The following is a 24,669-nucleotide window of genomic DNA, read 5'->3' as shown; positions in this document are numbered from 1 at the left end:
AAGGAGACTGCATGCCCGGACCGCTGGACCCCGGATTCGACACCCTGGCGCTGCATGCCGGCGCCGCGCCCGATGCGGCCACCGGCGCCCGCGCGCTGCCCATCCACCTGAGCACGTCCTTCGTGTTCGAGAGCAGCGAGCAGGCGGCCTCCCTCTTCAACATGGAGCGGGCGGGCCATGTGTACAGCCGCATCAGCAACCCGACCACCGCGGTGTTCGAGGAGCGCATGGCGGCGCTGGAAGGCGGCGTGGGCGGCATCGCCACCGCCAGCGGCCAGGCGGCGCTGCACCTGGCCATCTGCACGCTGGCGGGCGCGGGCTCGCACATCGTGGCCAGCAGCGCGCTGTACGGCGGCTCGCACAACCTGCTGCACTACACGCTGGCGCGCTTCGGCATCACCACCACCTTCGTGAACCCGCGCGACGTGGACGCTTGGCGGGCCGCCATCCGCCCCGAGACCCGGCTGCTGTTCGGCGAGACCCTGGGCAACCCCGGCCTGGACGTGCTGGACATTCCCACGGTGGCCCAGGTGGCCCACGACGCCGGGCTGCCGCTGCTGGTGGACAGCACCTTCACCACGCCCTGGCTGATGAAGCCCTTCGAGCACGGCGCCGACCTGGTCTACCACTCGGCCACCAAGTTCCTGTGCGGCCACGGCACGGTGGTGGGCGGCGTGCTGGTGGACAGCGGCCAGTTCGACTGGGACGCCTCGGGCCGTTTTCCGGAGCTGACCGACCCGTACGCCGGCTTCCACGGCATGCGGTTCACCGAAGAGAGCACCGTGGGCGCCTTCCTGCTGCGTGCCCGGCGCGAGGGCCTGCGCGACTTCGGCGCCTGCATGAGCCCGCACACCGCCTGGCTGATCCTGCAAGGCATCGAGACGCTGCCGCTGCGCATGGCCCGGCATGTGGACAACACCCGGCGCATCGTCGAGTTTCTCGCCGCGCACCCGATGGTGGCCGGCGTGGCTTACCCCGAACTACCCGGCCACCCCGACCATGCGCTGGCGCAGCGGCTGCTGCCGCGCGGCTGCGGCGCGGTGTTCAGCTTCGACCTGAAGGGCAGCCGCCGCCAGGGGCAGGCTTTCATCGAGGCGCTCAAGCTCTTCAGCCACCTGGCCAACGTGGGCGACTGCCGCTCGCTGGTGATCCACCCGGCCTCGACCACGCACTTCCGGATGGACGACGCGGCGCTGGCGCAGGCCGGCATCGGGCCCGGCACCATCCGCCTGTCGGTGGGCCTGGAAGACCCGGACGACCTGCTGGACGACCTGAAGCGGGCGCTGAAGGTGGCGGAGAAGGCGCAATGAAACTGCAGGTGAGCACCCCCCAAGGCCCGCAGGAAGCCTACGCCTACACCGGCGGCAAACCCTTCGACCCCACCCTGCCCTGCGTGGTGATGGTGCACGGCGCCCTCAACGACCACAGCGTGTGGACGCTGGCGGCGCGCTGGTTCGCCCACCACGGGTGGAGCGTGCTGGCGGTCGACCAGCCCGGCCACGGCCGCAGCGCCGGGCCGGTGCTGCCCAGCGTCGAGGCGCTGGCCGACTGGGTGCTGGCGCTGCTGGATGCGGCCGGCGTGCAGCAGGCCGCGCTGGTGGGCCACAGCATGGGCTCGCTGATCGCGCTGGAAGCCGCGGCGCGGGCGCCCGCCCGCGCCAGCGCGCTGGTGATGGTGGGCACCGCCTACCCGATGAAGGTGTCGGACGCGCTGCTGAGCACCGCGTTGAACACGCCGCTGGCGGCCATCGACATGGTGAACACGTTCTCGCTGAGCACCATCGCCGCCAAGCCCTCGTACCCCGGCCCAGGCGCCTGGCTGCACGGCGGCGGGCGAGCGCTGATGCGCCGGCTGCTGCAGCAGGGCGCGGCCCATGTGCCTGCCGGAAGCAACCTGTTCCACCACGACTTCAAACTGTGCGACGCCTACGCCAACGGCCTGCAGGCCGCGGCGGCCGTCAGCTGCCCGGCCACGCTGGTGCTGGGCGGCCGCGACCAGATGACCCCGCCCAAGGCCACCCGCGATCTGGCCCAGGCGCTGAAGGCCCGGGGGGTGATCCTGCCTACGGCCGGGCATGCGCTGATGCAGGAGGCGCCGGAGGGGCTGCTGGGGGCGCTGAGGCAAGCCCTGATGGAATCCCTTGCGACTTAGCTAGCACCGGGCTAGGATGGTCGCATGAACAAGGTCATCGGCATGCATGAAGCGAAGTCCACGCTGTCACAGCTGGTGGCGCGTGCGGCTGGCGGCGAGACCATCCTCATCGGTCCGCACGGACGTGCCGAGGCCAAGCTGGTGCCCGTGGATGCGCCGCAACCCAAGAAGATCAGGATCGGCGCCATGAAGGGTCGGCTCACGGTGCCCGACGACTTCAACGAGCCGCTGCCCGACGACGTGTTGCAGGGGTTCGAGGGCATGCTGTGAGGCTGCTGCTGGATACGCAGCTGCTGCTCTGGACCTTGAGTGGCGACAAGCGAATGAAGAAGCTGACTCCGCGCCTGCTGGACGAGGAGAACGAGTGCTTCTTCAGCGTGGCGTCGTTATGGGAAATCGCCATCAAGCACGCCATCGGCAAGCTGCAGGCCGACGCGCAAGAGGTGCGCGATGAATGCCTGAGCAGCGGCTTCAAAGAAATCCAGATCACCTTTGCCCACGTGCGGCAGCTGGTCGGCTTGCCTCACGTGCACCGCGACCCGTTCGACCGCCTGCTGGTGGCCCAGGCGATGGGTGAGCCGCTGCGACTGCTGACGGCCGACAACGTCCTCGGTGCCTACGGCCCTCACGTGGAGTTCGTAGCGCTGTGACCGACGCTCACAACACCTGCCCCAACCGCATCTCATCCACCCCCACCTGACGCCGGAAGGTGGCGGTCACCGGATCGGGGGTCAGCAGCAGCTCGTCCACCAGCGGTTGCAGCGCCGTGCGCTGCGGGTCCACCAGCAGCACGTGGCGCTGGCCGCCTTCTTCTTCCAGGCGGCCCACCCAGTCCAGTGCCACCAGGGCGTCCACCACGGTTTCCACCAGCAGCGGATCGGTGCTCAAGGCCTCGGCCAGCTGCCGCAGCGTGAGGCCGTGGCGCTGGTCGCCGTGGGCTTCGCTCAACAGCCGCAGCACCGCCAGCGCCAGTGAGAACTGGTGCCCCGGCACCCCCACCCGGCGCACGATGCGCATGGACAGGCTGGGCGCGTGGGCCGCGATCACCGCGCCCAGCAGCACGATCACCCAGCCGATGTACATCCACAGCAGCAGGATGGGCAGCGTGGCAAAGGCGCCGTACATCGTGGAATAGGTGGGCACCAGGCTCACGTACAGGCCCAGAACCTTCTTGGCCACCTCGAAGCCCAGCGCGCAGAACAGGCCCCCGGCCAGCGCATGGCGCCAGCGCACGTCGGTGTTGGGCACGTAGTGGAAAAGGCCCGTCACCGCCGCCACCTGCAGCCCGAACTCCAGCAGGTTGAGCATCAGGTTCACGGTGTCGGGCATCGCCCCCACCAGGCCGCGGCTGGACGAGATGGCATACGAACTCATCGACAGGCTGACGCCCAGCACCAGCGGCCCCAGCGTGATGGCCGCCCAGTACACCAGCACGCGCTGGGCGATCGGCCGCGGCCGGCGCACCCGCCAGATGCCGTTGAGCGTGCGGTCGATGGTGAGCATCAAGGCCAGCGCGGTGAGCAGCAGCACCACCAGGCCCAGCGAGCCCAGCTTGGTGGCCTGGCGGGCGAACTGGGTCACCGCCGTCAGCACCGGCTTGGCAATGTTGTCGGGCACCAGGGTCTGCAGGAAGTACTTCTCCAGCGAGATCTGGAAGCTCGAGAAGATCGGGAAGGCCGAGAACACCGCCAGCATCACCGTGACCAGCGGCACCAGCGCAATCAGCGTGGTGAAGGTCAGGCTGCTGGCGGTCAGGCCCAGGCGGTCGTCGCGGAAGCGGTCGCGCAGGGTGCGCAGGGTGTCGATCCAGGGCCAACGGCACAGCGCCACCAAGGCGCGCCAGGCCCTGATGCGCCAGGGTCGGCGCTCAGAGGTCACGGGGGGCATGCGCCTATCATGCCAGCCCATGCCTGATGTTCCCGCCCGGCCCGACCGCACCACCGCCCTCACCCGCAACCTGGCCGTGGCCAGCCTGCTGGCGCTCATCGTGCTGGGGCTGGCCTGGGAGCTGTGGCTGGCACCCACCGGGCAGCGCACCTGGGCGCTGAAGGTGCTGCCGCTGGCGGTGCCGCTGGCCGGCTTCCTGAAGTACCGCATGCGCACCTACCGCTGGGTGAGCCTGCTGGTGTGGCTGTATTTCACCGAGGGTGTGGTGCGCGCCACCTCCGAGAGCGGCATCAGCGCCGTGCTGGCCACCTTGCAGGTGCTGCTGTGCGTGGTGCTGTTCACCGCCTGCGCCTGGCATGTGCGCTGGCGCCTGAAGCGCGGCCACGCCGCCGAGCAGGCGCAGGCCGAGTCGGCAGCCGCCGACCGGCCCTGACGCCACCGGCACCGTGCCCTGGAAGCTGCCGACGATGACCGCTGACGCCACCACCTTGCAGGCCCTTCCCGCCGCCCTGCGCGCCGCGCTGGGCGACGCCCATGTGCTGACCGGCACCGACGCCGCCGCCCGTGAGCAGGACTGGCGACAGCGCTGGCCCGGCCGTGCGCTGGCGGTGGCCCGGCCCGGCAGCACCGAGGAAGTGGCCACGGTGCTGCGCCTGGCGGCGCGCCACGGCGCCAGCGTGGTGCCACAGGGCGGCAACACCGGCCTGGTGGGTGGCGGTGTGCCCGACGACAGCGGCCGCCAGCTGGTGCTGAGCCTGGGCCGCATGAACCGCATCCGCGAGATCGACGCCGCCAACCTGACGATGACGGCCGAGGCCGGCTGCGTGCTGCAGGCGCTGCAGCAGGCGGCGGCGGAGCAGGGTCTGCTGTTTCCGCTGAGCCTGGCGGCCGAAGGCAGCTGCACCATCGGCGGCAACCTGGCCACCAATGCCGGCGGCACCCAGGTGCTGCGCTACGGCAATGCGCGTGAGCTGTGCCTGGGCCTGGAGGTGGTGACGGCGCAGGGCGAGGTGTGGAGCGGCCTGTCGGGCCTGCGCAAGGACAACACCGGCTACGACCTGCGCGACCTGTTCATCGGCAGCGAGGGCACGCTGGGCGTGATCACCGCGGCCACGCTCAAGCTGCATCCGCAGCCGGTGGCCACGCTCACCGCACTGGCCGCCTGCCCCGATCTGCCGGCCTGCGTGGCGCTGCTGATGCGCGCACGCGCCCGGCTGGGCGCCGGCCTCACCGGCTTCGAGGTGATGAACCGGCTGTCGCTGGATCTGGTGCGCCAGCACTTCCCACAGCTGCCGCAGCCGCTGCCCGGCGCGCCGTGGACGGTGCTGCTGGAACTGGCCGACGGCGAATCGGAAGCGCATGCACGCGGCCTGTTCGAAGGGCTGATGGAAGCCGCGCTGGACGACGGCTGCTGCACCGATGCGGTGGTGGCCGAAAGCCTGGCCCAGTCGCAGGCGCTGTGGCAGCTGCGTGAATCCATCCCGCTGGCGCAGGCGGCCGCCGGCGCCAACATCAAGCACGACATCGCGCTGCCGGTCTCGCGCATCCCCGACTTCGTGGCGGCCACCGATGCCGCGCTGGCCGCGGCCTTTCCGGGTGCGGCGCTGGTGAACTTCGGCCACCTGGGCGACGGCAACCTGCACTACAACGTGCAGGCCCCGCCGGGGGTGTCGCCACGCGAGTTCCTGGCGCGGCATGAACCGGCCGTCAACACCCTGGTGTACGACGGCGTGATGGCCCATGGCGGCTCCATCTCGGCCGAGCACGGCATCGGCCGCCTCAAGCGCGAAGAACTGGCCGAGCGCAAGAGCCCGGTGGCCCTGGGCCTGATGCGCGCGATCAAGCAGGCGCTGGACCCGCAGGGGCTGCTGAACCCCGGGCGGGTGCTGTAGGGCCTGCGCAGCCGCTCAGCGCGGCGACAGCGCCAGCCGCAGGCCGAAGCCCAGGAACATCGCGCCGATGGCGCGGTTGAGCCACAGCGTCACACGGTGGCTGGCCTGCACCCGCCGGCTGGCCAGCGCCGACGACACCGCCAGGAAATGGCACCACAGCATGGCGTTGAAGTTGAAGATGCAGCCCAGCACGATGAAGGCCAGTGCCTTGTTGGGCGCGTCATGGGCGATGAACTGCGGCACGAAGGCCAGGAAGAACACGGCCACCTTGGGATTGAGCACGTTGGTGAGAAAGCCCTGGAACCAGATGCGCCGCCAGCTCAGCGGCGCCACCGGCGCTGCCGGCGCTGCCGGCGCTGCGGCCGCAGCCGATGCGCCGCGCCGCAGCAGCAGCGCCAAGCCGATGTACACCAGGTAGGCCGCCCCCACCAGCTTGACCACGGTGAAAGCGGTGGACGAAGCCGCCAGCAGCGTGGACAGCCCCAGCGCCGCGGCCAGCACATGCACCAGCGTGCCGGTGCCCACGCCCAAGGCCGCGGCCGAGCCCGCGCGCCAGCCCTGGCTGGCGCTGCGCGACATGATGAGCAACGAATCCGGCCCCGGCGTGATGTTGAGCAGCAGTCCGGAGACGATGAAGAGCGCGAGATCCTGGGTACCGAACATGGCAGCAGTGGCAGGCGGGGTGTTGGCCCTGCGCATTGTCCTGCGCAGCGCAGATCCACCAAAGCGGGCCGCGCCACCCGCGTTTCTCCGGCGATCGCCGCAGGCCATTTGACGGCAAGCTGCAAGGCGTGCTCAAACGTATCACTCCCGCACAGCTGCGCATCGGCATGTTCATCCACGAACTGGGCGGTTCGTGGATGTCGCATCCTTTCTGGCGCAGCAAGTTCCTGCTGAGCGACGACAAGACGCTGGCCAAGGTGCTGGACAGCGGCATCCCCGACCTGGTGATCGACACCTCGCGCGGGCTGGACGTGCCGGCCGAACCGATCGCCACGCCCGAGGTGACGGCGCCGGCGCCGCTGGCCGAAGAAACGCCGCGGCCGCCCCCACCCGCCAGCGTGCTGCTGCCCGCCGCCGGCCCCGACTACCGCCAGGCCGCCTCGCTGTGCGAACGCTCGATGGCCGTGGTGCACGAACTGTTCCACGAAGCCCGCATGGGCCATGCCATCGATGCCGAGCACTGCGTGCCGGTGGTGCAGGAAGTCATCGACTCGGTGGCGCAAAACCCCACCACGCTGACCAGCCTGGCCCGCCTGAAAACCGCCAACAGCTATGCCTACATGCATGCGGTGGCGGTGTGTGCGCTGATGGCCTCGCTCTCGCGCACCATGGGCCTGACGCCCGAGCAGACGCGCGAGGCCGCGCTGGCTGGCCTGATGCTGGACATCGGCAAGACCCGCATGCCGGCCGAGCTGCACGACAAGCCCGGACGCCTGAGCGATGCCGAGCAGGCCCAGTTCCAGGCCCATGTGCGCCACGGCCAGCAACTGCTGCTGGAAGCCGGCGGCTTCAGCCCCGCCGTCATCGACGTGGCGCTGCACCACCATGAGCGCGTGGACGGCGCCGGCTACCCCGACCGGCTGTCGGGTGACGGCATCAGCCTGTTCTCGCGCATGGCCGCGGTGTGCGACGTGTACGACGCGGTGACCTCGCGCCGGCCCTACCACGCGCCCTGGGACCCGGCCGAAGCGATGAGCCACCTGGCCCACACCAAGGGCCAGTTCGATCCGCGTGTGTTCCAGGCCTTCGTCAAGTCGGTGGGCGTTTACCCCAACGGCTCGCTGGTGCGGCTGCGCTCGGAGCGGCTGGCCGTGGTGCGCAGCCAGGGGCTGGCCTCGCTGCTGCAGCCCAAGGTGGCCGTCTTCTATTCAGTGGCCGAGCGCCACGCGCTCGAACCCTTCGAGCTGGACCTGGCCGACCCCAAGGCCGACGACAAGATCACCGGCATCGAATCGCCCGAGGCCTGGCGCTTCAAGGACCTGGACCGGCTGTGGCTGGCACCGCTCAAGTAGCGGTCCGTGCAATCCGTCACGGGCGGGCGCGGGGATGCAGGTCCGGCGTCAGCCGGGCTTAAGCCAGACCGCCGGCCGGTCGTCTTGTACCGGTGAGGGCGACTGATTGCCCCGCCTCCCACTGAATTTCGGAGCCTGACATGCTGAGCCTTCACACCAATTCCGCCGCCCTGTCGACCACCAGCGCCGTGACCAACACGCAGCGCGGCCTGTCCACCTCGCTGACCCGCCTGGGCACCGGCTATCGCATCAACAGCGCGATGGACGACGCCGCCGGCCTGCAGATCGCCACCCGCCTGGACGCCCAGACCCGCGGCATGAGCGTGGCCATGCGCAACACGCAGAACGGCATCTCCATGATGCAGACGGCCGAAGGCGCCTTCGACGAAGTCACCAACATCCTGCTGCGCATGAAGGACCTGGCCACCGAAGCCTCCAACGGCTCGGCCACCGCCGACGACAAGACCGCCATGCAGGCCGAGTACGACGCCCTGGGCTCCGAACTCAAGAACATCGTCTCCAACACCTCCTTCGGTGGTGAAAAGCTGTTCGGCACCGGCGTGTCGGCCGGCGCCATGTCCGTGAGCAAGTTCTCGGCGACCACCGGCGTGACCTTCCAGATCGGCGCGGCCAACACCGAAACGATGCTGGTCAACATCTCGACCGCCGCCAACAGCCTGACGGCCGACTCCGGCTCGCTCGGCCTGATCAGCTCCACCTACGACTCGACGGCAGGCGCCGGCAGCGTGGGCACCGAGCTGACCAGCTCGCCCAACGCCACCATCGCCCTGATCGACACCGCCATCAAGGATGTCTCGACCGTCCGCTCGGCCCTGGGTGCTGCGTCCAACCGCCTGGACCACGTCTACAACAACCTGTCGAACATGAGCACCAACACCGCTGCCGCCAAGAGCCGCATCACCGATGTGGACTACGCCAGCGAAACCGCCAACATGACCAGCAAGCAGCTGCTGCTGCAGGCCGGCACCTCGATGCTCAAGCAATCGTCCAGCATGAGCCAGCTCGCCCTGTCGCTGCTGAACTGATCGCCCGAAGGCACCGCCTTCGCATCACCAAGAGCCAGCCTTCGGGCTGGCTTTTTTCATGAGGCGGCACAACGCCGGATTGGCCGCGGTTTGCCGGCCTGTTTCGTCCATGCCACCGCTGGTCCGCTGCCTAGACTGGCGCCGAACCTTCGACTGCCGCATGAACGCCCACGCAACCGCCTCCCCTGCCGAACGCCACTGGCAGGCCGGCATCGACGCCATGAAAGCCGCCCGCTGGGAGCAGGCCGCCGAAGCCTTCCGGCAGGTGCGCCGACTGGCGCCCACGCATGCACTGGCCTGCGCGCTGCAGGCCGAATGCCTGAGCCGCCAGAACCGCCACCGCGAGGCGGCCGAGGTGTATGCCTCGCTGCCGGCCGGCGTGCCGCGCAGCGCCGACTTCCTCTCGGCCCACGGCACCGCGCTGCTGCTCGACCTGCGACCGCAGGAAGCCATCCCGCTGTACATCCAGGCGGTGACGCAGGACATTAGCCACGCCATCACCCACTACCGCATGGGCCTGGCCTTCAAGAACCTGCACCGCGACAAGGAAGCCAGCGTCTGCTTCCGCACCGCCATCACGGTGGACCGCGAGGGCGGCGTGCGGGCGCTGGCACTGCCACAGCTGGTGTCGGCCCGCATGCAGGCCTGCGATTGGGACGCCCTGGACCAGGACATCACCGACCTGTTCGACTGCGTGGACCACGCGACGCCCCAGACCATCGGCAACCTGACGCCCTTCTCGCTGCTGGCGCTGCCGGCCGGCGCGATGCGCCAGCGCCGGCTGGCCGAGGGCTTCACCGCCCACACCACCCGCCACCTGCAGGCGCTGCCGCCAACGGGGCCGCGTGCGCCGGGCCGCATCCGCCTGGGCTACCTGTCGGCCGACTTCCAGAACCATGCCACGGCGATGCTGGTCACCGAACTGCTGGAGCGGCGCGACCAGCAGCGCTTCGAAGTCTTCCTGTACTCGCACGGCGCGGACGACGGCAGCGCCATCGGCGCCCGGGTGCGCGCCGCCGGCGATCACTTCGTGGACGTGAGCACCTTCACCCATGAGGCCATCGCCCGCCGCCTGCGGGCCGACGGCATCGACATCGCGATCGACCTCAAGGGCCACACCCGGCAGACGCGCTTCGAGCTGCTGGCCATGCGGCCGGCGCCAGTGCAGGTGAGCTTCCTCGGCTACCCCGGCACCACCGGCGCGCACTTCTTGGACTACGTGATCGGCGACCCGGTGGTGACGCCGCTGGAACACGCGCCGCATTACACCGAACGCATCGCCCAGATGCCGGCCAGCTACCAGCCCAATGACAGCCGGCGCGCCCTGCCGCCGGCGCCTTCGCGCTCGGAACTGGGCCTGCCGGAAGACGCCGTCGTGCTGTGCTGCTTCAACCAGAGCTACAAGTTCCTGCCGGCGATGGTGGACCTGTGGGCGCAGGTGATGACGCAGGCACCGCACACGGTGATGTGGCTGCTGAGCTGGAACGACCATGGCCAGCGCAACCTGGTGCAGGCCTTCGCGGCCCGCGGCATCGCGCCCGAGCGGCTGGTGTTTGCCGAGAAGGCGCCACTGCACCAGCACATCGCGCGCCTGCAGCAGGCCGACCTCTTCCTGGACACCTGGCCCTGCAATGCCCACACCACCGCCAGCGAGGCGCTGTGGGCCGGTGTGCCGGTGCTCACCGTGCCCGGCGACACCTTCGCCAGCCGCGTGGCCGCCAGCCTGGTGACGGCCTGCGGCCTGCCGCAGATGGCCTGTGCCGACGAGGCCACCTACGTGCGCATGGCGGTGGCCCTGGCCCACAAGCCCGAGGCCTTGCGCACGCTGCAGCAGCACCTGCGGGAAGAACGCCTGCGCCTGCCCCTCTTCGACACGACGCGCTACGCCCGCGACTACGAAGCCCTGCTGCAGCGCATGTTCGAGCGCCAGCAGGCCGGCCTGCCGCCGGATCACCTGCCCGCCGCGCCTGCGGCCGGCAGCGCCGAATAGCGCCCGAAGCGGCCTGCTGTTCGCCGCTTGCCGGCAGCACCCGTTTCCTAGACTGGTCGTGTTACCGGTGGCGAGGGCCGCCGGCCCACCCACCGCGGCCAGGCCGCTCCAGGAGACGTGATGAGTGCCGTGCCCGCCAACTACTACGATGGCCTGAACCAGAAGCTGCTGGACGCCATCCCGCCGGGCGCTCGCAAGGTGCTGGAACTCGGCTGCGCCAACGGCCGCCTGGGCCGCCGCTTCAAGGAGCTGCATCCGCAGGCCCAGTGGCACGGCATCGACCTGTCGGCCGAAGCGGTGGAAACCGCCCGCCCGCACCTCGACGGCGTGCTGCAGATGGACCTGGACCACGCCGACCTGAGCGAGCTGGAAGGCGGCTACGACACCATCGTGATCGGTGACCTGCTGGAACACCTGCGCGACCCCGCCAAGGTGCTGGACGCGCTGTATGACCTGACCGCCGACGACGCGAAGATCGTCTGCTGCGTGCCCAACATGGCTCACCTGTCGGTGGTGCAGCGGCTGATCTCGGGCGACATGAGCTACGACCCCAATGGCCTGCTCGACCAGACGCATGTGCGCTTCTTCTCGCCCTCGTCGCTGTACAAGCTGTTCCTGGACAGCGCCTGGCTGCCGCACCTGCAGGACCAGTACCGCTTCGACCTCGAACGCACGCCCTTTTTGAACCACGTGGTGCAGGCCGCCCAGGCGCTGGGCATTCCCGCCGCCACCGCCATGCGCAACCTCGACTGCTACCAGATGATCGTGGTGTGCAGCAAGTGGCCGATGCAGCAACTGATCAAGCCCGGCAAGCGGGCACAGTTCAGCGTCATCGTGCCGGTCAATCGCATCTGGCAGGCGGAGCTGAACATCGCCCGCTCGCCGGGCCTGATGGAAGCCGGCGCGCAGCTGATCCTGGTGGAAGCCGCCACCGCCGCCGAGGCCTATGCGAAGGGGGCCGCCCAGGCCAAGCATGCCTGGCGCGTGATGGCCCACCAGGACGTGTACTTCCCGCGCGGCACCGGCTATGCGCTGGCGCTGCAGCTGGGCGCGCTGGAAGAAGCTGGCCTCAACGGCGCGCCCGTCGGCTTCGCAGGCCTGGAGATGGACCCCGAACGGCCCGGCCAGACCCGCCATGCCGGCATGGTGGTGGACCGCCGCCACCTGATGCGCAACGCACCCACGCAGGCCGGCGTCTCGATCGACGAGCTGGCCGTGTGCCTGCATGCCAAGACCAAGCTGGCCATCGATCCGGCCCTGGGCTGGCACCTGTGGGGCACCGACCTGTGCCTGCAGGCCGAGGAGCGCGTGGGCCAGCCGATCGCGCAGATCCTGGACGTGCCGCTGTTCCACAACTCGGTGGGCGACTACGTGGTGCCGCCCGAGTTCCACGACAGCGCCCGCGTGCTGCTGAACAAGTACCCGCACCGCCACCGCGTGCCGACGCTGTGCGGCGACCTGGTGCGCCCCGCGGCCAAGGCGGCCTGAACGCCGCAGCCCCGACGTCTTACACCCACCGCACACCACCATGTCCGACCTGTCCGTCAGCCTTCACGCCAACAAGCAGTTCAAGAGCGGGGCCTGGACCTCGCCGCAGCGCGCCACCGTCTACGACCAGACGACCAACAACCGCAGCGACCTCACCCACTTCGTCACCAGCGAGTACCTGGCCCGCTTCACCGAGCGCCTGGCGCCCGGCGCGCGTGTGCTGGACCTGGGCTGCGGCACCGGCGTGCTGACCAAGGCGCTGGCGGCACAAGGCTTCGACACCACCGGCGTGGACATCAGCCGTGCGATGCTCGAGAAGATCCAGCCCGACTCACCGGGCGACCGCATCACGCTGGTCGAAGGCAACGTGTACGCCCTTCCCTTCGAGGACGCCCGCTTCGACGGCATCGTCACCCGCTGGGTGATCCCGCACTTCCGCGACTGGCCGCTGATCCTGAAGGAGGCGGCCCGCGTGCTCAAACCCGGCGGCACGCTGGTGTTCGACCACTGCAACCGCGCCAACTACGAGCTGGCGACCCGCGACGCCAAGCTGGACTACGAGAAGTTCGGCTATGACAACCGCACGAAAGGCATCGCCGGCGCGTTCTACGCATCGGCTTCGCCGCAGGAGCTGCAGACGGCCGCCGACGTGGCCGGTGTGGAGTTGCTGGACCTGGTGCCTCAGAGCTTCTTCCGCCAGAACGCGCTGGTCGCCGCGGCCCTGGGCGGTGATGGCTTCCTGGCCTACCGAAAGGCCATGGACCGCTTCTACGAAGACGAGGGTGTGCGCGCCTTCCTGCACTGGTTCGAGCGCAACGTGACCCCCACGCTGCCGCTGGACCTGGCCAACGGCGTGACGGTGATCTGCCGCAAGCCATGAACATCGATGCCCTGCTGTTCCTGCAGCACAGCGACATCGCGCACTTCTGCAACAACCCGGCGCCGTATGCGGGGCTGAAGCAGATCTTCATCGACCCCGGCCTGGTGGACGAAGCCGCCCGCGCCGGCCTCGACCCGGCGCTGTTCGAGTACCGGCCGTTGCAGGTGGGCCGCCACTGCCACTCGCGCAACAGCACCCAGGCCATGACGCGCGCGCAGGCCATCGATCAGCAGCTCACCCGCGAACGCGAACGCCTGTTCGGCGACGGGATGCTGGCGGGCTGGGACCACGGCCCGCTGCGCTTCTTCTTCCTGCGGGCCCTGATCGCGCGTCATCTCGGCGAAGCTTGCGAGGGTCACTTCCCGGAGCGTGCGGTGGGCGTCTTCCGCCCCCGCAAACCGCAGCAGTTCTACTTCGACTCCTACGTCAGCACCGATACCTTCTGCGCCGCGTCCGACCGCTGGCGCGTGGTGGACCACTACGACGACGTCGCCCACTGGGTGGACGATGCGTCCGCCCACTGCTTCGACTTCACCTGGCTGCAGCAGCAGGCCCGCGCGGGCCGTGCACAAGCGGTGGTGCACATTCCCACCGTCTACGCCAACCTGCCCCACTTCGTGGCCGAGATCGCGCGCCGGCACAACCACGTGCTGGAGCTGCCCAGCCCCTTCTGGGACATTCCGCTGAGCCGCGAACGACAGCCGCTGGCACCCGTAGCCCGCATGGCCGCCGAGTGGGCAGGCCCCGAATGCGCGGTGTACCGTGAACGTGCCCGCGCGCTGTACATGCGCGAGCTGGCCGACCTGCTGACCCAGCCCGAGGCCCTGCGCCGCCAGGCCGAGCTGTTTGCCGACCAGTGCTACCTGCAGGCGGTGAACTACCAGGGCCTGATGCGCGCCCTGCAGGGCAGCCGGCCGCACTTCATCCTCACCGATCACGACACCGGCGCCATGGGCCCGCTCTTTTCGGTGGCCGCGCAGCTGGGCAGCGAGGTGACGGTGCTGCCGCACTCCTCCTACCCCACGCAGCCGCTGCCGCATGGCCTGAACGTGACGGCCATCGAACGCGATGGCTTCGCCTCGCCGGTGCGCACCGTGTGGGGGGCCCGCGTGAAGACGCGGCCGGTGCGCCTGTCACCGCGGCGCAACCCGCCCGTGCGGCCGGCGGTGAAGACGGTATGCCTGCTGCTCAATGCCCTGTCGGGCCGCGGTATCAGCCATGTTGATTTCATCGGCATGGCGCAATTCCACAAGGCCCTGGCACAGCGATGTGCGCAGGCCGGCGTGCAGCTGCTGGTGCGCCTGAAGCCCGGCGCCGCCTGCCTGCCGGTGGTGGCCGGCACGCTGGGGCAGACGCCCGAAGCCCTGCAGCAGGTGATGGCCCTGCCCATCGACCAGCTGGCGCAGGCCGCGGACGTGTGCATCTGCCATGGCGAACTGACCTCGGGCGCCATCGAGTTCTTCGAGAGCGGCAGCTACGTGATGCACGTGTCGGAGGAGATCCGGCCGAACGAGCTGCCCAGCGCCTCGTCGCTGAGCACCCTGGCCAGCCTGCCGCCGATGCACGGGCCCGAAGCACTGCAGCTGATCGACCAGCTGCTGGACGGCAGTGGCCGCTTCGTCGACCTGCTGGCAGCGCAACGTGCCGAATTTGCACCGCGCCTGACGGCCGCCGACGGCCGCCTGTTCGACGCCTGACAAGCCTGCCGACATTGACAGGCCGGCGGCCTGACGCCCGAGCGGCGTCCCGCCGCTGACTCAGCCCACGTCGGCCAGCTGCGCCGGCGTGTAACGCGCCACCGCCCGGCGCATGCGCTTGCCGAGGAAAGCTTCGTAGTGCTTGGGCGCGGCGCCATAGCCGGGCCGCACCACGCGGATGGCGTCTTCGGTCACCACCTCGCCCTCGGCCAGATCCTTGACGAAGTACACCGAGCGGCGGAACTTGACGTTGCCGTTCTCGCTGGCCGCGGGGCCGTAGCGCACCACGCCCAGCGCCTGCCAGGCCGTGCGCAGGTGGCGGCACAAGCGAGCCAGCTCTGCGGGCTCGAGCGAGAAGGCATCGTCCGGGCCGCCGCCGTTGCGGTCCAGCGTGTAGTGCTTTTCCACCAGCGCGGCCCCCAGCGCCACGCTGGCGATGGCCGTGGTGTCGTCCAACGTGTGGTCCGACAAGCCGGCCACCACGCCGTGGCGCTGTACCAGGTCGGGGATGGCGCGCAGGTTGTAGTCCTGCGGCGCCGCGGGGTAGCCGCTCACGCAGCGCAGCACCGCCAGCTCGCGGCAGCCGCCCTCGCGGGCGGCCTGCACCGCCTCCGCCACCTCTTGTGCATTGGCCATGCCGGTGGAGATGATCATCGGCTTGCCGGTGGACGCGACATAGCGGATCAGCGGCAGGTCCACCGCCTCGAACGAGGCGATCTTGTAGGCCGGGGCATCCAGCGATTCCAGCAGGTCGACGGCCGTGCGGTCGAACGGCGAGCTGAACAGCGTGATGCCCAGCTTGCGTGCATGGGCGAACAGTGGGGCATGCCAGTCCCAGGGCATCTCGGCCTCGCGGTACAGCTCATGCAACCGCCGTCCGTCCCACAGGCCGCCGCGGATGATGAAGTCCTCGGTGTCGCCCGGCAGGGTGATGGTGTCGGCGGTGTAGGACTGGATCTTCACCGCGTCGGCCCCGGCCTGCTGTGCCACTTCCAGCAGATGCAGCGCGCGTTCCAGGCTGCCGTTGTGGTTGGCCGACATCTCGGCCACCACGTAGGGCGGGTGGTTGATGCCGATGGGTCGGCCGGCGATGGTGATGGAGGGATGCTGGCTCATGCTTCACCCCGCACGTAGCGGGCCGCAAAAGAAACTCCCTGCTGGGCGATCACGTCGATCACCGACAGGTGGGACACGAAGGACTCGGCGCGCAGCTGCGCATAGGGCTTGGGATCGAACTGCTGGAAGTCCAGTGCCACCTGAGCATTGGCTTCGAACTCGTCCTCTTCCAGGTACTCGCGGGAGCCGCGGGGCGAGAGGTAGCTGTCGCAGCCCAGCGCCAGGCACAGGTTGAGCAGATGCTCCGAGCGCTGGCCGCCACAGCCCAGCGTGGTGGCACGCACCAGCGGGGTGTCGATGCCCAGCGCCTGCGCCAGGGTGCGGATCAGCGACTCGTTCCAGGCGGTGAGGCCGCGATCGGCCAGCGGTGCCTGGTACAGCGGCTGCAGCAGGTCCAGCAGCGCTCGACCGTGCGGCGCCTTGGCATACGCGGCGCTCAGGGTGGCCCAGTGGCGCGCGCGCCAAGGCTCCTCGGCCACGGTCTGCACCTGGTGCAGGCGGTCGCGCTGGTGGGCCGCGGCTACCGGCACCGTGAGCATGTGCTCCCGGCCCTGCAGCAGGATGCGGTTGCGGGTGTGCCAGCTGCGGCGCTGGAACTGCACGTCGTCCAACAGCACGAAGACGTCCACCTGCGTCATCAGATGGAAATAGCCCGACCACGGCAGGTAGGTCGGCTGCATGATGGCGCAGCGCTTCATGCCAGGCCCGCCGCCGCCATCTCGGCAAAGATGTGGTGCAGCCGCGGATCGCGGCCATAGTGCTGCCAGCCGCCGGTGATGATGCCCTGCCGCGCCGCCTGCCGACCGAAGCGCTCGATGCAGTGCAGGTCGTGGGTGGTCAGCAGCGAGTAGCGCAGCTGCGGTTGCAGGCTGGCATCGGCCAGCCGCAAGTCCCAGCCCAGGTCGTGCAGCACCTGCTCGGCGGCGGCCACCAGATCGGCCAGCGGCCACGCCTCGTCCAGCGCTTCCACGGTGATGCGCGGGCGCTCACCGCCATAGCAGAAGAGGCGCAGCAACGGATGCGTGGCGCCAAAGGCCTGGTAGTACACCGGTGCCTCGGGCGCCCGGCCCTCCAGCCTGGCGAACAGGTTCACGCAGCGCAGCGCGGGCGACTGCAGCCGCTCACCACCCAGCCGCTGCAGCAGCGCGGTGGGATTGGCGCACCACACCACGGCATCGGCCGCGATGGGCTGCTGCCGCAGCTGCAGCTGGATGCGGCCGTCCGCACCCGGCAGGGGCTTGACCGGCGCCTGCAGGTGGATCTGCACGCCCCGGCGTTGCAGCGCCGTCTGCAGCGCCTGGATGAACGCATCAAAACCGTCCAGCGGCAGGGCCGCCTGCTGCAGCGGGCGCGGCGGATCGAAGTGGCTGCGGGGCAGGCCGTAGAGCCGGTCGGCCCGATCATCCTGCTGCTTGGCCTGCTGCATCGCGGCAGCATCGTCGGCATAGAACACCCGGCCCACCTGCAGGGCGGCGGCATTCTGCGCAGCCAGTGCGTCCGGCGCACCATGGCGCGCGGCCCAGGCCGTCAAAGGCCCCGCCACCCGGGCTTCATAGGCGGCCAGGCGGCCACCCAGCGTGTCTTGTTCACCCTCGGCCACGGGCTGCAGCGCGCCCAGCGGCCCGGGGACCACGGGCTGCGCGAAGTCGTGGTGCACCCGCACGGCACCAAAGAGGTCGTTCCACGAACCGTAGCGGTGGTCGAAGCGCTGCAGCGTGGTGCCTTCCACCGTGTCCACCAGGGCCATCAGTACCGGGTCGATGTTGATGTACTGGCAACCCGGGAAGAAGCGACCCTGTGGCAGCACCGCGTCACGCAGGATGCCACCCAGCGCATCGCCGGCTTCGTAGAGATCGACGCGGTGGCCCTGTTCGGCCAGCAGCAATGCCGCCAGGCAGCCGGAATAGCCGCCGCCCACCACCGCCACGTTCACCGCAGCACCTCGCGCGGCTGGCGGTAGGCATACACCGCGAACTCGAAGGGCACGGCCACCTGCTTGACCACGTAGTCGTTGCGCAACGAGACGAAGGGCGTCAGCTTCTTGACCAGGCCGAACACGTCTTCGGGCCGGGCGTACCAGAGGCCCGGGTCCTGGTAGTCCACGTAGGCGCTCATCAGGTTGAAGGCCAGCGCCCGGTCGGTGCGCGCGAACAGGTCTTCGAGCGTGCGCGCCAGGAAGGCCGCGTTGTCGTCCATGCGGTTGTTGAACACGCCGCTCACCAGCACATAGTCGAAGCGTTCGCCCTCGAAGTCGGCCAGCGTGCCGAAGCGGTGGCCGGGATGCTTGGCGCGCGCGTGCGGGAAGAATTCGGTGACGATGTCCACCCCGGTGTAGCGGCAGTCGATGCCGCGGCCCTGCAGCCAGGTGGCCAGGTGTCCCGTGCCGCAGCCGAAATCCAGCACGCGGGCGCCTTGCAGGTCACCCACTTCGGCCAGCACCGCGTAACGCGCCTCTTGCGACTCTCGCGAGGAGTACTGTGCCGCTTCATGCGAATCGCCGTGCGCCTGCAGCAGGCTGCGGTAGTGGTCGGCAATGCTCTCGTTCATGCGGCGCTCTCGATCAGGTGTTGCACGACGCGGCGGGCGCCGTCGGGGGCCACGGCGGTGTCGCCGCCGGGCTCGAAAGGAAGGGTCATCAGCTGGTCCAGCGCGCGTGCCAGCGCCCGGGGCTCACCGATGCGGTCAGCCTGCAACAGCAGCGCACGGCCGTGGCGGCTGAAGTGCTCGGCCACCTGGCGCTGGATGTCCGACAGCGGCAGCAGCAGGCACGGCACGCCCAGCGCCTGCAGTTCCACCGCGAACATGCCGCAGGCCACCACGGCCGCGCGCGTGCGGGCCAGCAGTGGCCGCATGTCGCGGCGCGCCACCTCGAAGCCATGGCCCAGCGCCTGGCAGCGGCTGCGCAGCGCCGCCTGGTGGGGATTCATCGCGCCGGCCAGCACCTGCAGCGGGCCCGCCAGGCCCGCGGTGGGCAGGTGATCCAGCACCTGCAGCGTCAGGCCGTCGGCGTCGGCCCCGCCCAGGAACAGCAGCACCGGACCGGCCGCCAGCTGCTGGCGTGATTGCGCGGCGCGCTCCTGGGCAGCCAGCCGCACGTCGCGCCGCAGCAGCGTGTACTGCGGCCCCAGCAGCAGTTGGCAATCGGGCGGCACCAGCGCGGGGTAGCGGCGGTGCAGCGTGGTCACCGCGTTCTGGTCGATCAGCACCCGGGCCTGCAAGGGCCGGTCGGCCAGGTCGTCCAGCACGGCGATGGCGGCGCCACTGGCGGCCACGCTGCGGTGCCAGTCGGCGCCCAGGCCGTAGTGGTCCACCAGCAGCCAGCGCGGCGGCTGCGCCAGCGTGGCCAGCGCCTGCAGCGTGGCCTGGGCGTCGCGCTCGGGCGTCCAGGGCGTCTGCGCATCCAGCGGCAGGGTCAGCACCTCGAAGCCGCGGGCGCTGATCTCTCCCCGCAGGTCGCCGGGCAGCGCGCGGCACACGAACACGGCACGCTGGCCCAGATCCTCGGCCGCTTCGGCCAGGGCCAGGCACCGCATCACATGGCCCGAGCCCACCTCGGTGGACGCGTCGGCCCTCAGGGCCAGCACCACTGGGGCGACATCAGGCTTCATGGCGCGGCCCTCCGGCCAAGCCCTGGGCGCGGAACATCCATTCGGCGCGCTGCCAGTCGTCGGGCGTGTCGATGTCCTGCACCCGGTGCGGTGGCAACGGGAAGGCCAGGCAGGCGGGGGTGAACACGTTGGTCACGGTCATCCACGCATCGGCGCGGCCCCAGCAGAACTGGCCGGCGTCGTGGAAGGCCGGCTCCAGATCCTGCGAGCGGCGGCTGTACTGCGCAGGATCGAACATGCTGACCCGGCCCTGGGCATCCAGCCGCAGCGCGCGCTGGATGGGCGCCGGAAAGGCGCACACCGACAGCGCGAAATCGGCTTCTGGCCGGGCACGCAGTTTCGCCAGGCTGTCCGTCAGGTCGGCCGGCTGCACAAAGGGCGCTGTGGCATACAGCAGGCACACCAGATCGTCGTGTCCGGCCTCTGGCAGCAGCTCGCCGATGGCATGGCGGATGACGGCGATGGTGCCGGCCTGGTCGTCGGCCAGCGTCGCGGGCCGCATGAAGGGCACTTCGGCTCCCGCTTCGCGAGCGGCCTGGGCAATGTCTTCGTCGTCGGTGGACACCACCACGCGGTCGAAGCATCCGCTTTCTAGCGCCGCAGCCACCGGCCAGGCCAGCATCGGACGGCCGCAGAAGTCGCGGATGTTCTTGCGCGGGATGCGCTTGCTGCCACCACGCGCCGGGATCAGCGCCAGCCTCATGCCGCCAGCGCCTCGTGCAAGGCAGCCACCACCGTGGCCTGCTGTTCATCGGTGAGCCCGGCGAACAGGGGCAGGCTCAAGGCCTCGGCGTAATAGCGCTCGGCCTGCGGAAAGTCGCCGGGCGCAAAGCCCAGGCGGCGGTAGTAGGGCTGGGTGTGCACCGGGATGTAGTGCACGTTGACCCCGATGCCGCGGGCACGCAGCCGCTCGAACAGTGCCGCCCGGTCCATCGGCGCGCCAGGCTGCACACGCACCACATACAGGTGCAGCGCACTCTGGTCGCGCGCATCGCGCCAGGGCAGCGTGAGAGGCAGGCCGGCCAGTGCCTTGTCGTAGCGGGCGGCCAGCTGCTGGCGCACCTGCACGTAGTGGTGCAGCCGGTTCAGCTGGCTCAGGCCCAGCGCGGCCTGCAGCTCGGTCATGCGGTAGTTGAAGCCGAGGTCGATCTGCTCATAGGCCCAGGGGCCGTCCGGCGATTGAGTCATCGCGGCGGCATCGCGGGTGATGCCGTGGCTGCGCAGCAGCTGCATGCGTTCGGCCAGGTCGGCCCGCTGGGTCAGCGCCATGCCGCCTTCGGCGCTGGTGATGATCTTGACCGGGTGGAAGCTGAAGACGGTGATGTCGCTCCAGCGGCCGTTGCCCACCGGCTGACCCCGGTACTGCGCGCCAATGGCATGGGAGGCATCTTCCACCACCGCAAAACCATAGCGCTGCGCCAGCGCGTGCAGCGCCTGCATGTCGCAGGGGTCGCCACACAGGTGCACCGCCACCAGCACCTTGGGCAGCCGGCCGAGGCGCTCGGCCTCTTCGAGCTTGGCCTGCAGCGCCTGCACGCTGAGGTTGCGGGTCTGCGGATCGATGTCGACGAAGTCCACAGCAGCGCCGCAATAGCGTGCGCAGTTGGCCGAGGCCACGAAGGTGATGGGGCTGGTCCACAGCCAGTCGCCGGGACCCAGGCCCAGGGCCAGGCAGGCGATGTGAAGGGCTGAGGTGGCGCTGTTGACGGCCACCGCGTGGGCCGCGCCCACGGCATGCGCGACGGCCGCCTCAAAGGCAGGCACCTGCGGGCCCTGGGTGAGGAAGTCCGAACGCAGGGTGGCGACCACGGCCGCCACGTCCTCGTCGGTAATCTGCTGACGGCCGTAGGGAATCATGGACGGCGACGGCGTTCGACCATCGAGATGCCCTCGACATGCTGCGCGATGAGCTTGCGCAGCTGCGGCACGCTCAGGAAGTCGTCATTGGCACCGCTGTCGTAGGTGAAGCCTGGTGCCACCGAGGTGGCGCGATGGTGGCGCAGGTACTCGTCGCGGTCGAAGCCGTTGCCCGAAGGCAGGATCGCGTAGTAGCGGCCGATGTCCACGGTGTTGGGGCTGTCGCAGGCGGTGATCATCTCTTCGTGGATCTTCTCGCCGGGGCGGATGCCGACCACGCGCTGCTCGCATTCCGGTGCAATGGCCTCGGCCAGGTCGGTGATGCGGTAGGACGGGATCTTGGGCACCAGGATCTCGCCGCCGCTGGCATGCTCGATGGCCCACAGCACCATGTCGACGCCGTCCTGCAGCGAGATGTTGAAGCGCGTCATCAGCGGATCGGTGATCGGCAGCACGCCCGACGGCCGCTGCTGCAGGAAGAACGGGATCACCGAGCCGCGGCTGCCCATCACGTTGCCGTAGCGCACCACCGAGAACCGCAGGTCGCGTGTGCCCTTGATGCCGTTGGCCGCGACGAAGAGCTTGTCGGAGCACAGCTTGGTGGCACCGTACAGGTTCACCGGCGCGGCCGCCTTGTCGGTCGACAGGGCCACCACGCGCTGCACGCCGCGGTCCAGGCAGGCCTCGATGACGTTCTGCGCCCCCAGCACATTGGTCTTGATGCACTCGAAGGGGTTGTATTCGGCGGCCGGCACCTGCTTGAGCGCGGCCGCATGCACCACGATGTCGATGCCTTCCATCGCGCGCAGCAGGCGCTGCGGGTCGCGCACGTCGCCGATGAAGTAGCGCATCGCGCGGTAGGTGGTTTCGGGGAACTGCTGCCCCATCTCGAACTGCTTGAGCTCGTCGCGCGAGAAGACCACCAGGCGCCGCACGCGGGGGTAGCGCTCCAGCACCGTCTTCACGAAGGCCTTGCCGAAGGAACCGGTACCTCCGGTGATCAGGATCGACTTGTCATTGAGCATGCTGGGTCCTCGGCTGGCCGCACGCAGGCACCGAGCCCGCGACTTCCAGGGCAGTGTAAGAACGCGGCCCACAGGCAAAAACCGTGAACACCGCCGCAAAAACGAGGCTTCATCCGGCTTGCCGGCGGCCCCATGAAAAACGGCACCGCCAGGCGGTGCCGTCTTCGCGGATCAGGCCGGATCGGTCAGTTCAGCAGCGAAGCGAAGACGTCGTCCAGGCGACGGCGGGCAGGTGCACCGGCTTCTGCAGGGGCGGCCGGTGTGGCGGCGGGCGCCGTCGCCACCACCGGCGCCGCAGCCGCGGGCGCTGCGGATGGCGCCGCACTGCGGGCGGCCGCACTGGTGCGGACGATGTCGGGCACCGTCAAGGCGGGGCGCACGGCCGGTCGGCTGGCGGCGGCAGGAGCTGCCGGCTGCGCCGCCGCCGCGGCGGTGACGGGCGCGGGGGCCACGTCATCGTCCTGCATCAGCTGCAACGCCTTCTGGCGCAGCGTGGTGGGCGCCGGCACGGCCTGCGGCATCGTGGACGCCTCGGGTCGTGGCTGCGTCGGCAATGCCGGGGCTTGCGCCACCGGCGCCGGCACCAGCGCCAGATCGTCCGGCAGGCCGCCGAAGTCGGCGCGCATCATGCGGGCCTGGGTGCGCTCGTGGTGGGTGGTGGCCATCTTGCGCAGCACGGTGCGGGCGAATTCGGCCTGCTCGCGGGCGCAGGGGCGGCGGTGGCTGTCCAGCCAGCCGGAGGCCTGCAGCTCGAAGCGCTCGTCCATCCAGCCCAGGCGCCAGAACTCGTGGCACACCACGGCCCAGTCGGGTTCGCCATGCGCCACCGGCACGTCCACCACGCATTCGCCGCCAGTCTGCAGCAGCGCCAGCGCATGGCCCATCAGCCGGTCAAAGCTGCCTTCGGTGGTGGTCAGGTCAGAGATGTACACGCGGCTCAGCTGGCCGGCCTGCAGCAGCACCTCGCCGCCGAGCAGCGTGGGCACGTGCAGCGGCAGCGGCAGCGCGTCGGCCCCCAGGTCCAAGGCCAGGTCGGGCTGGGTGCGGGCCTGCGTGCTCACGTTCAGCCAACCCAGCTGGTAGGCATCACCCGAGCCCACGTGCAGTTCCGACGGCGTCCACACCTGCTGCGGATGCAGCCGGAAGTGGGTGTCGGCATAAGCCACCGCAAAGGTCAGCACCTGGGCATACACGTCCTGCGGATCATGCTGCCGGAAGCCGGCCAGCTTGCGCTCTGCCTCGGCGAAAAAACCGGGCGTGCCGAACTCCTCGCGGAAGAAGCGTGCGGTGTGCGGCGTGTCCTGCAGCCAGAACACCGCGTCATCGTAGGCGGCCGGTGCACGGGTGCGCGGCGTGCGCTCCGAAATCACCGGCGTGCCCAGCGACAGGCACTGGAACACCCGCGCCTGCTCGAAGCGGCTGGTGTCGTAGAAGTGGCAGTTGATCACCGCCTTGGCGCGGCGGATGTAGTCGTCGCGCTCTTCCACGAACAACGGGTGGTCGAAGCAAGCCACGGTGGCGCCGCTGGCTTCCGCATGCCGCAGGAACTCGCGGCGGCGCTCGTTCACGCTGCCGAAGAACAGCAGGTCGATCGGCCGCTCGGCCAGCGGGATGGGCTGCGCATCCTGCAGGTAGGGTGCATGCAGGAAGGGCACGATGGGCACGTCGGCCGGGTCGGCGGCATAGGCGGCGGTGTTGTCCACGTCGTAGTCCACCACCGCCGAGCGGGACAGCAGCTGCAGGTAGTCGGGCGACACCGCCGCCCCGCCCTCGCCCAGCTGCTCCAGGTTCACGAAGACGCAGGCATGGCGCTGCGCCTCTTCGGCCGGAAAGCCCATGTGCGCGCCGAAGACGAAGTTCACCGCGTCTTCACGCAGCCGGTTCTTGCCGATGCTGACCTGCGCGCCCAGCCGCCGGAACTGGTGGCGGAAGTAGCGCGCATGGTCGATGAAGGCCAGCGAGTAGATGTAGCCCGCGGGCTGCATGACGGCGATGTGGACCGGCGGAATCTGCATG

At 69.9% G+C, this 24,669-nt stretch carries 23 protein-coding genes; 12 read left to right on the top strand and 11 right to left on the bottom strand.

All coding sequences use genetic code 11. The annotated features are described in order from the left end of the window. The first annotated feature begins 11 nt into the window (after positions 1–11). The 4 genes from MW290_RS10455 to MW290_RS10440 are packed head-to-tail and all read left to right on the top strand — an operon-like array spanning position 12 to position 2,802. On the top strand, positions 12–1,310 hold the full coding sequence (locus tag MW290_RS10455; RefSeq protein ID WP_250194603.1) for an O-acetylhomoserine aminocarboxypropyltransferase: 1,299 nt from the start codon (positions 12–14) through the stop codon (positions 1,308–1,310). Next, positions 1,307–2,152, top strand: coding sequence for an alpha/beta fold hydrolase (locus MW290_RS10450; RefSeq protein ID WP_250194602.1), 846 nt, complete (start codon positions 1,307–1,309; stop codon positions 2,150–2,152). The genes MW290_RS10455 and MW290_RS10450 overlap by 4 nt, the downstream gene beginning before the upstream one ends. A 24-nt stretch (positions 2,153–2,176) precedes the next feature. Then, complete coding sequence (locus MW290_RS10445; protein WP_250194601.1) at positions 2,177–2,422, top strand: type II toxin-antitoxin system Phd/YefM family antitoxin; 246 nt, start codon at positions 2,177–2,179, stop codon at positions 2,420–2,422. Next, positions 2,419–2,802, top strand: a complete 384-nt coding sequence (locus tag MW290_RS10440) for a type II toxin-antitoxin system VapC family toxin (protein WP_259373442.1) — start codon at positions 2,419–2,421, stop codon at positions 2,800–2,802. Before MW290_RS10445 ends, MW290_RS10440 begins: the two co-directional genes overlap by 4 nt. Positions 2,803–2,809: 7 nt before the next feature. On the opposite strand, the gene MW290_RS10435 is transcribed toward MW290_RS10440, so the two are convergent. After that, complete coding sequence (locus MW290_RS10435) at positions 2,810–4,039, bottom strand: YihY family inner membrane protein (RefSeq protein WP_250194599.1); 1,230 nt, start codon at positions 4,037–4,039, stop codon at positions 2,810–2,812. A 19-nt stretch (positions 4,040–4,058) separates the two neighbouring features. Between MW290_RS10435 and MW290_RS10430 the strand changes: the two genes are divergently transcribed. After that, a complete protein-coding gene (locus MW290_RS10430) occupies positions 4,059–4,472 on the top strand; it encodes a DUF2069 domain-containing protein (protein ID WP_250194598.1) in 414 nt (137 codons plus the stop codon). 34 nt (positions 4,473–4,506) lie between these two features. Continuing rightward, positions 4,507–5,931 (top strand): FAD-binding oxidoreductase, encoded by a 1,425-nt coding sequence (locus tag MW290_RS10425; RefSeq protein ID WP_250194597.1) that lies wholly within the window; start codon positions 4,507–4,509, stop codon positions 5,929–5,931. A gap of 15 nt (positions 5,932–5,946) precedes the next feature. Here MW290_RS10425 and MW290_RS10420 read toward each other — a convergent pair whose 3' ends face one another. Further along, the gene (locus MW290_RS10420; RefSeq protein WP_250194596.1) at positions 5,947–6,594 is read right to left on the bottom strand and encodes a LysE family translocator; all 648 of its coding nucleotides are present in this window, start codon (positions 6,592–6,594) and stop codon (positions 5,947–5,949) included. A gap of 128 nt (positions 6,595–6,722) precedes the next feature. Between MW290_RS10420 and MW290_RS10415 the strand changes: the two genes are divergently transcribed. The 6 genes from MW290_RS10415 to MW290_RS10390 all read left to right on the top strand — a co-directional run bounded on the left by MW290_RS10415 (position 6,723) and on the right by MW290_RS10390 (position 15,047). Further along, positions 6,723–7,946: a cyclic di-GMP phosphodiesterase gene (locus tag MW290_RS10415; protein ID WP_250194595.1), complete on the top strand. Its 1,224-nt coding sequence runs from the start codon at positions 6,723–6,725 to the stop codon at positions 7,944–7,946. 140 nt (positions 7,947–8,086) lie between these two features. Continuing rightward, the gene (locus tag MW290_RS10410) at positions 8,087–8,992 is read left to right on the top strand and encodes a flagellin N-terminal helical domain-containing protein (protein WP_250194594.1); all 906 of its coding nucleotides are present in this window, start codon (positions 8,087–8,089) and stop codon (positions 8,990–8,992) included. A gap of 160 nt (positions 8,993–9,152) precedes the next feature. After that, on the top strand, positions 9,153–10,982 hold the full coding sequence (locus MW290_RS10405; protein WP_250194593.1) for an O-linked N-acetylglucosamine transferase, SPINDLY family protein: 1,830 nt from the start codon (positions 9,153–9,155) through the stop codon (positions 10,980–10,982). Between the two features lie 120 nt (positions 10,983–11,102). Then, the gene (locus MW290_RS10400; protein ID WP_250194592.1) at positions 11,103–12,470 is read left to right on the top strand and encodes a class I SAM-dependent methyltransferase; all 1,368 of its coding nucleotides are present in this window, start codon (positions 11,103–11,105) and stop codon (positions 12,468–12,470) included. Positions 12,471–12,510: 40 nt separating this feature from the next. Continuing rightward, positions 12,511–13,350, top strand: a complete 840-nt coding sequence (locus tag MW290_RS10395; protein WP_250194591.1) for a class I SAM-dependent methyltransferase — start codon at positions 12,511–12,513, stop codon at positions 13,348–13,350. Beyond that, positions 13,347–15,047 carry a hypothetical protein gene (locus MW290_RS10390; protein ID WP_250194590.1) on the top strand — a complete coding sequence of 567 codons (1,701 nt, stop codon included), beginning with the start codon at positions 13,347–13,349 and terminating at the stop codon, positions 15,045–15,047. Before MW290_RS10395 ends, MW290_RS10390 begins: the two co-directional genes overlap by 4 nt. 60 nt (positions 15,048–15,107) lie before the next feature. Here MW290_RS10390 and pseI read toward each other — a convergent pair whose 3' ends face one another. The 9 genes from pseI to MW290_RS10345 all read right to left on the bottom strand — a co-directional run bounded on the left by pseI (position 15,108) and on the right by MW290_RS10345 (position 24,668). Next, complete coding sequence (gene pseI, locus MW290_RS10385) at positions 15,108–16,163, bottom strand: pseudaminic acid synthase (RefSeq protein WP_250194589.1); 1,056 nt, start codon at positions 16,161–16,163, stop codon at positions 15,108–15,110. Further along, positions 16,160–16,861 (bottom strand): WbqC family protein, encoded by a 702-nt coding sequence (locus tag MW290_RS10380; protein WP_250194588.1) that lies wholly within the window; start codon positions 16,859–16,861, stop codon positions 16,160–16,162. Before MW290_RS10380 ends, pseI begins: the two co-directional genes overlap by 4 nt. Continuing rightward, positions 16,858–18,096 carry an FAD-dependent oxidoreductase gene (locus MW290_RS10375; protein ID WP_250194587.1) on the bottom strand — a complete coding sequence of 413 codons (1,239 nt, stop codon included), beginning with the start codon at positions 18,094–18,096 and terminating at the stop codon, positions 16,858–16,860. Before MW290_RS10375 ends, MW290_RS10380 begins: the two co-directional genes overlap by 4 nt. Then, positions 18,093–18,710: a class I SAM-dependent methyltransferase gene (locus MW290_RS10370; protein WP_250194586.1), complete on the bottom strand. Its 618-nt coding sequence runs from the start codon at positions 18,708–18,710 to the stop codon at positions 18,093–18,095. Before MW290_RS10370 ends, MW290_RS10375 begins: the two co-directional genes overlap by 4 nt. Beyond that, the gene (pseG, locus tag MW290_RS10365; protein WP_250194585.1) at positions 18,707–19,771 is read right to left on the bottom strand and encodes a UDP-2,4-diacetamido-2,4,6-trideoxy-beta-L-altropyranose hydrolase; all 1,065 of its coding nucleotides are present in this window, start codon (positions 19,769–19,771) and stop codon (positions 18,707–18,709) included. Before pseG ends, MW290_RS10370 begins: the two co-directional genes overlap by 4 nt. Next, positions 19,761–20,474 carry a pseudaminic acid cytidylyltransferase gene (pseF, locus tag MW290_RS10360; RefSeq protein ID WP_250194584.1) on the bottom strand — a complete coding sequence of 238 codons (714 nt, stop codon included), beginning with the start codon at positions 20,472–20,474 and terminating at the stop codon, positions 19,761–19,763. The genes pseG and pseF overlap by 11 nt, the downstream gene beginning before the upstream one ends. Next, on the bottom strand, positions 20,471–21,628 hold the full coding sequence (gene pseC, locus MW290_RS10355; RefSeq protein WP_250194583.1) for a UDP-4-amino-4,6-dideoxy-N-acetyl-beta-L-altrosamine transaminase: 1,158 nt from the start codon (positions 21,626–21,628) through the stop codon (positions 20,471–20,473). Before pseC ends, pseF begins: the two co-directional genes overlap by 4 nt. Next, entirely contained in the window at positions 21,625–22,653 is a 1,029-nt protein-coding gene (pseB, locus tag MW290_RS10350) for a UDP-N-acetylglucosamine 4,6-dehydratase (inverting) (RefSeq protein WP_250194582.1), read from the bottom strand. Before pseB ends, pseC begins: the two co-directional genes overlap by 4 nt. Positions 22,654–22,838: 185 nt before the next feature. Then, positions 22,839–24,668, bottom strand: coding sequence for a CgeB family protein (locus MW290_RS10345; RefSeq protein WP_250194581.1), 1,830 nt, complete (start codon positions 24,666–24,668; stop codon positions 22,839–22,841). Position 24,669: the final 1 nt, after the last annotated feature.

The sequence above is a fragment of the Aquincola tertiaricarbonis genome (assembly GCF_023573145.1).
GTDB lineage: Bacteria > Pseudomonadota > Gammaproteobacteria > Burkholderiales > Burkholderiaceae_C > Aquincola > Aquincola tertiaricarbonis_B.
Note: the sequence above shows the minus strand (reverse complement) of the source record. Positions and strands in the feature narration are given on the sequence as shown.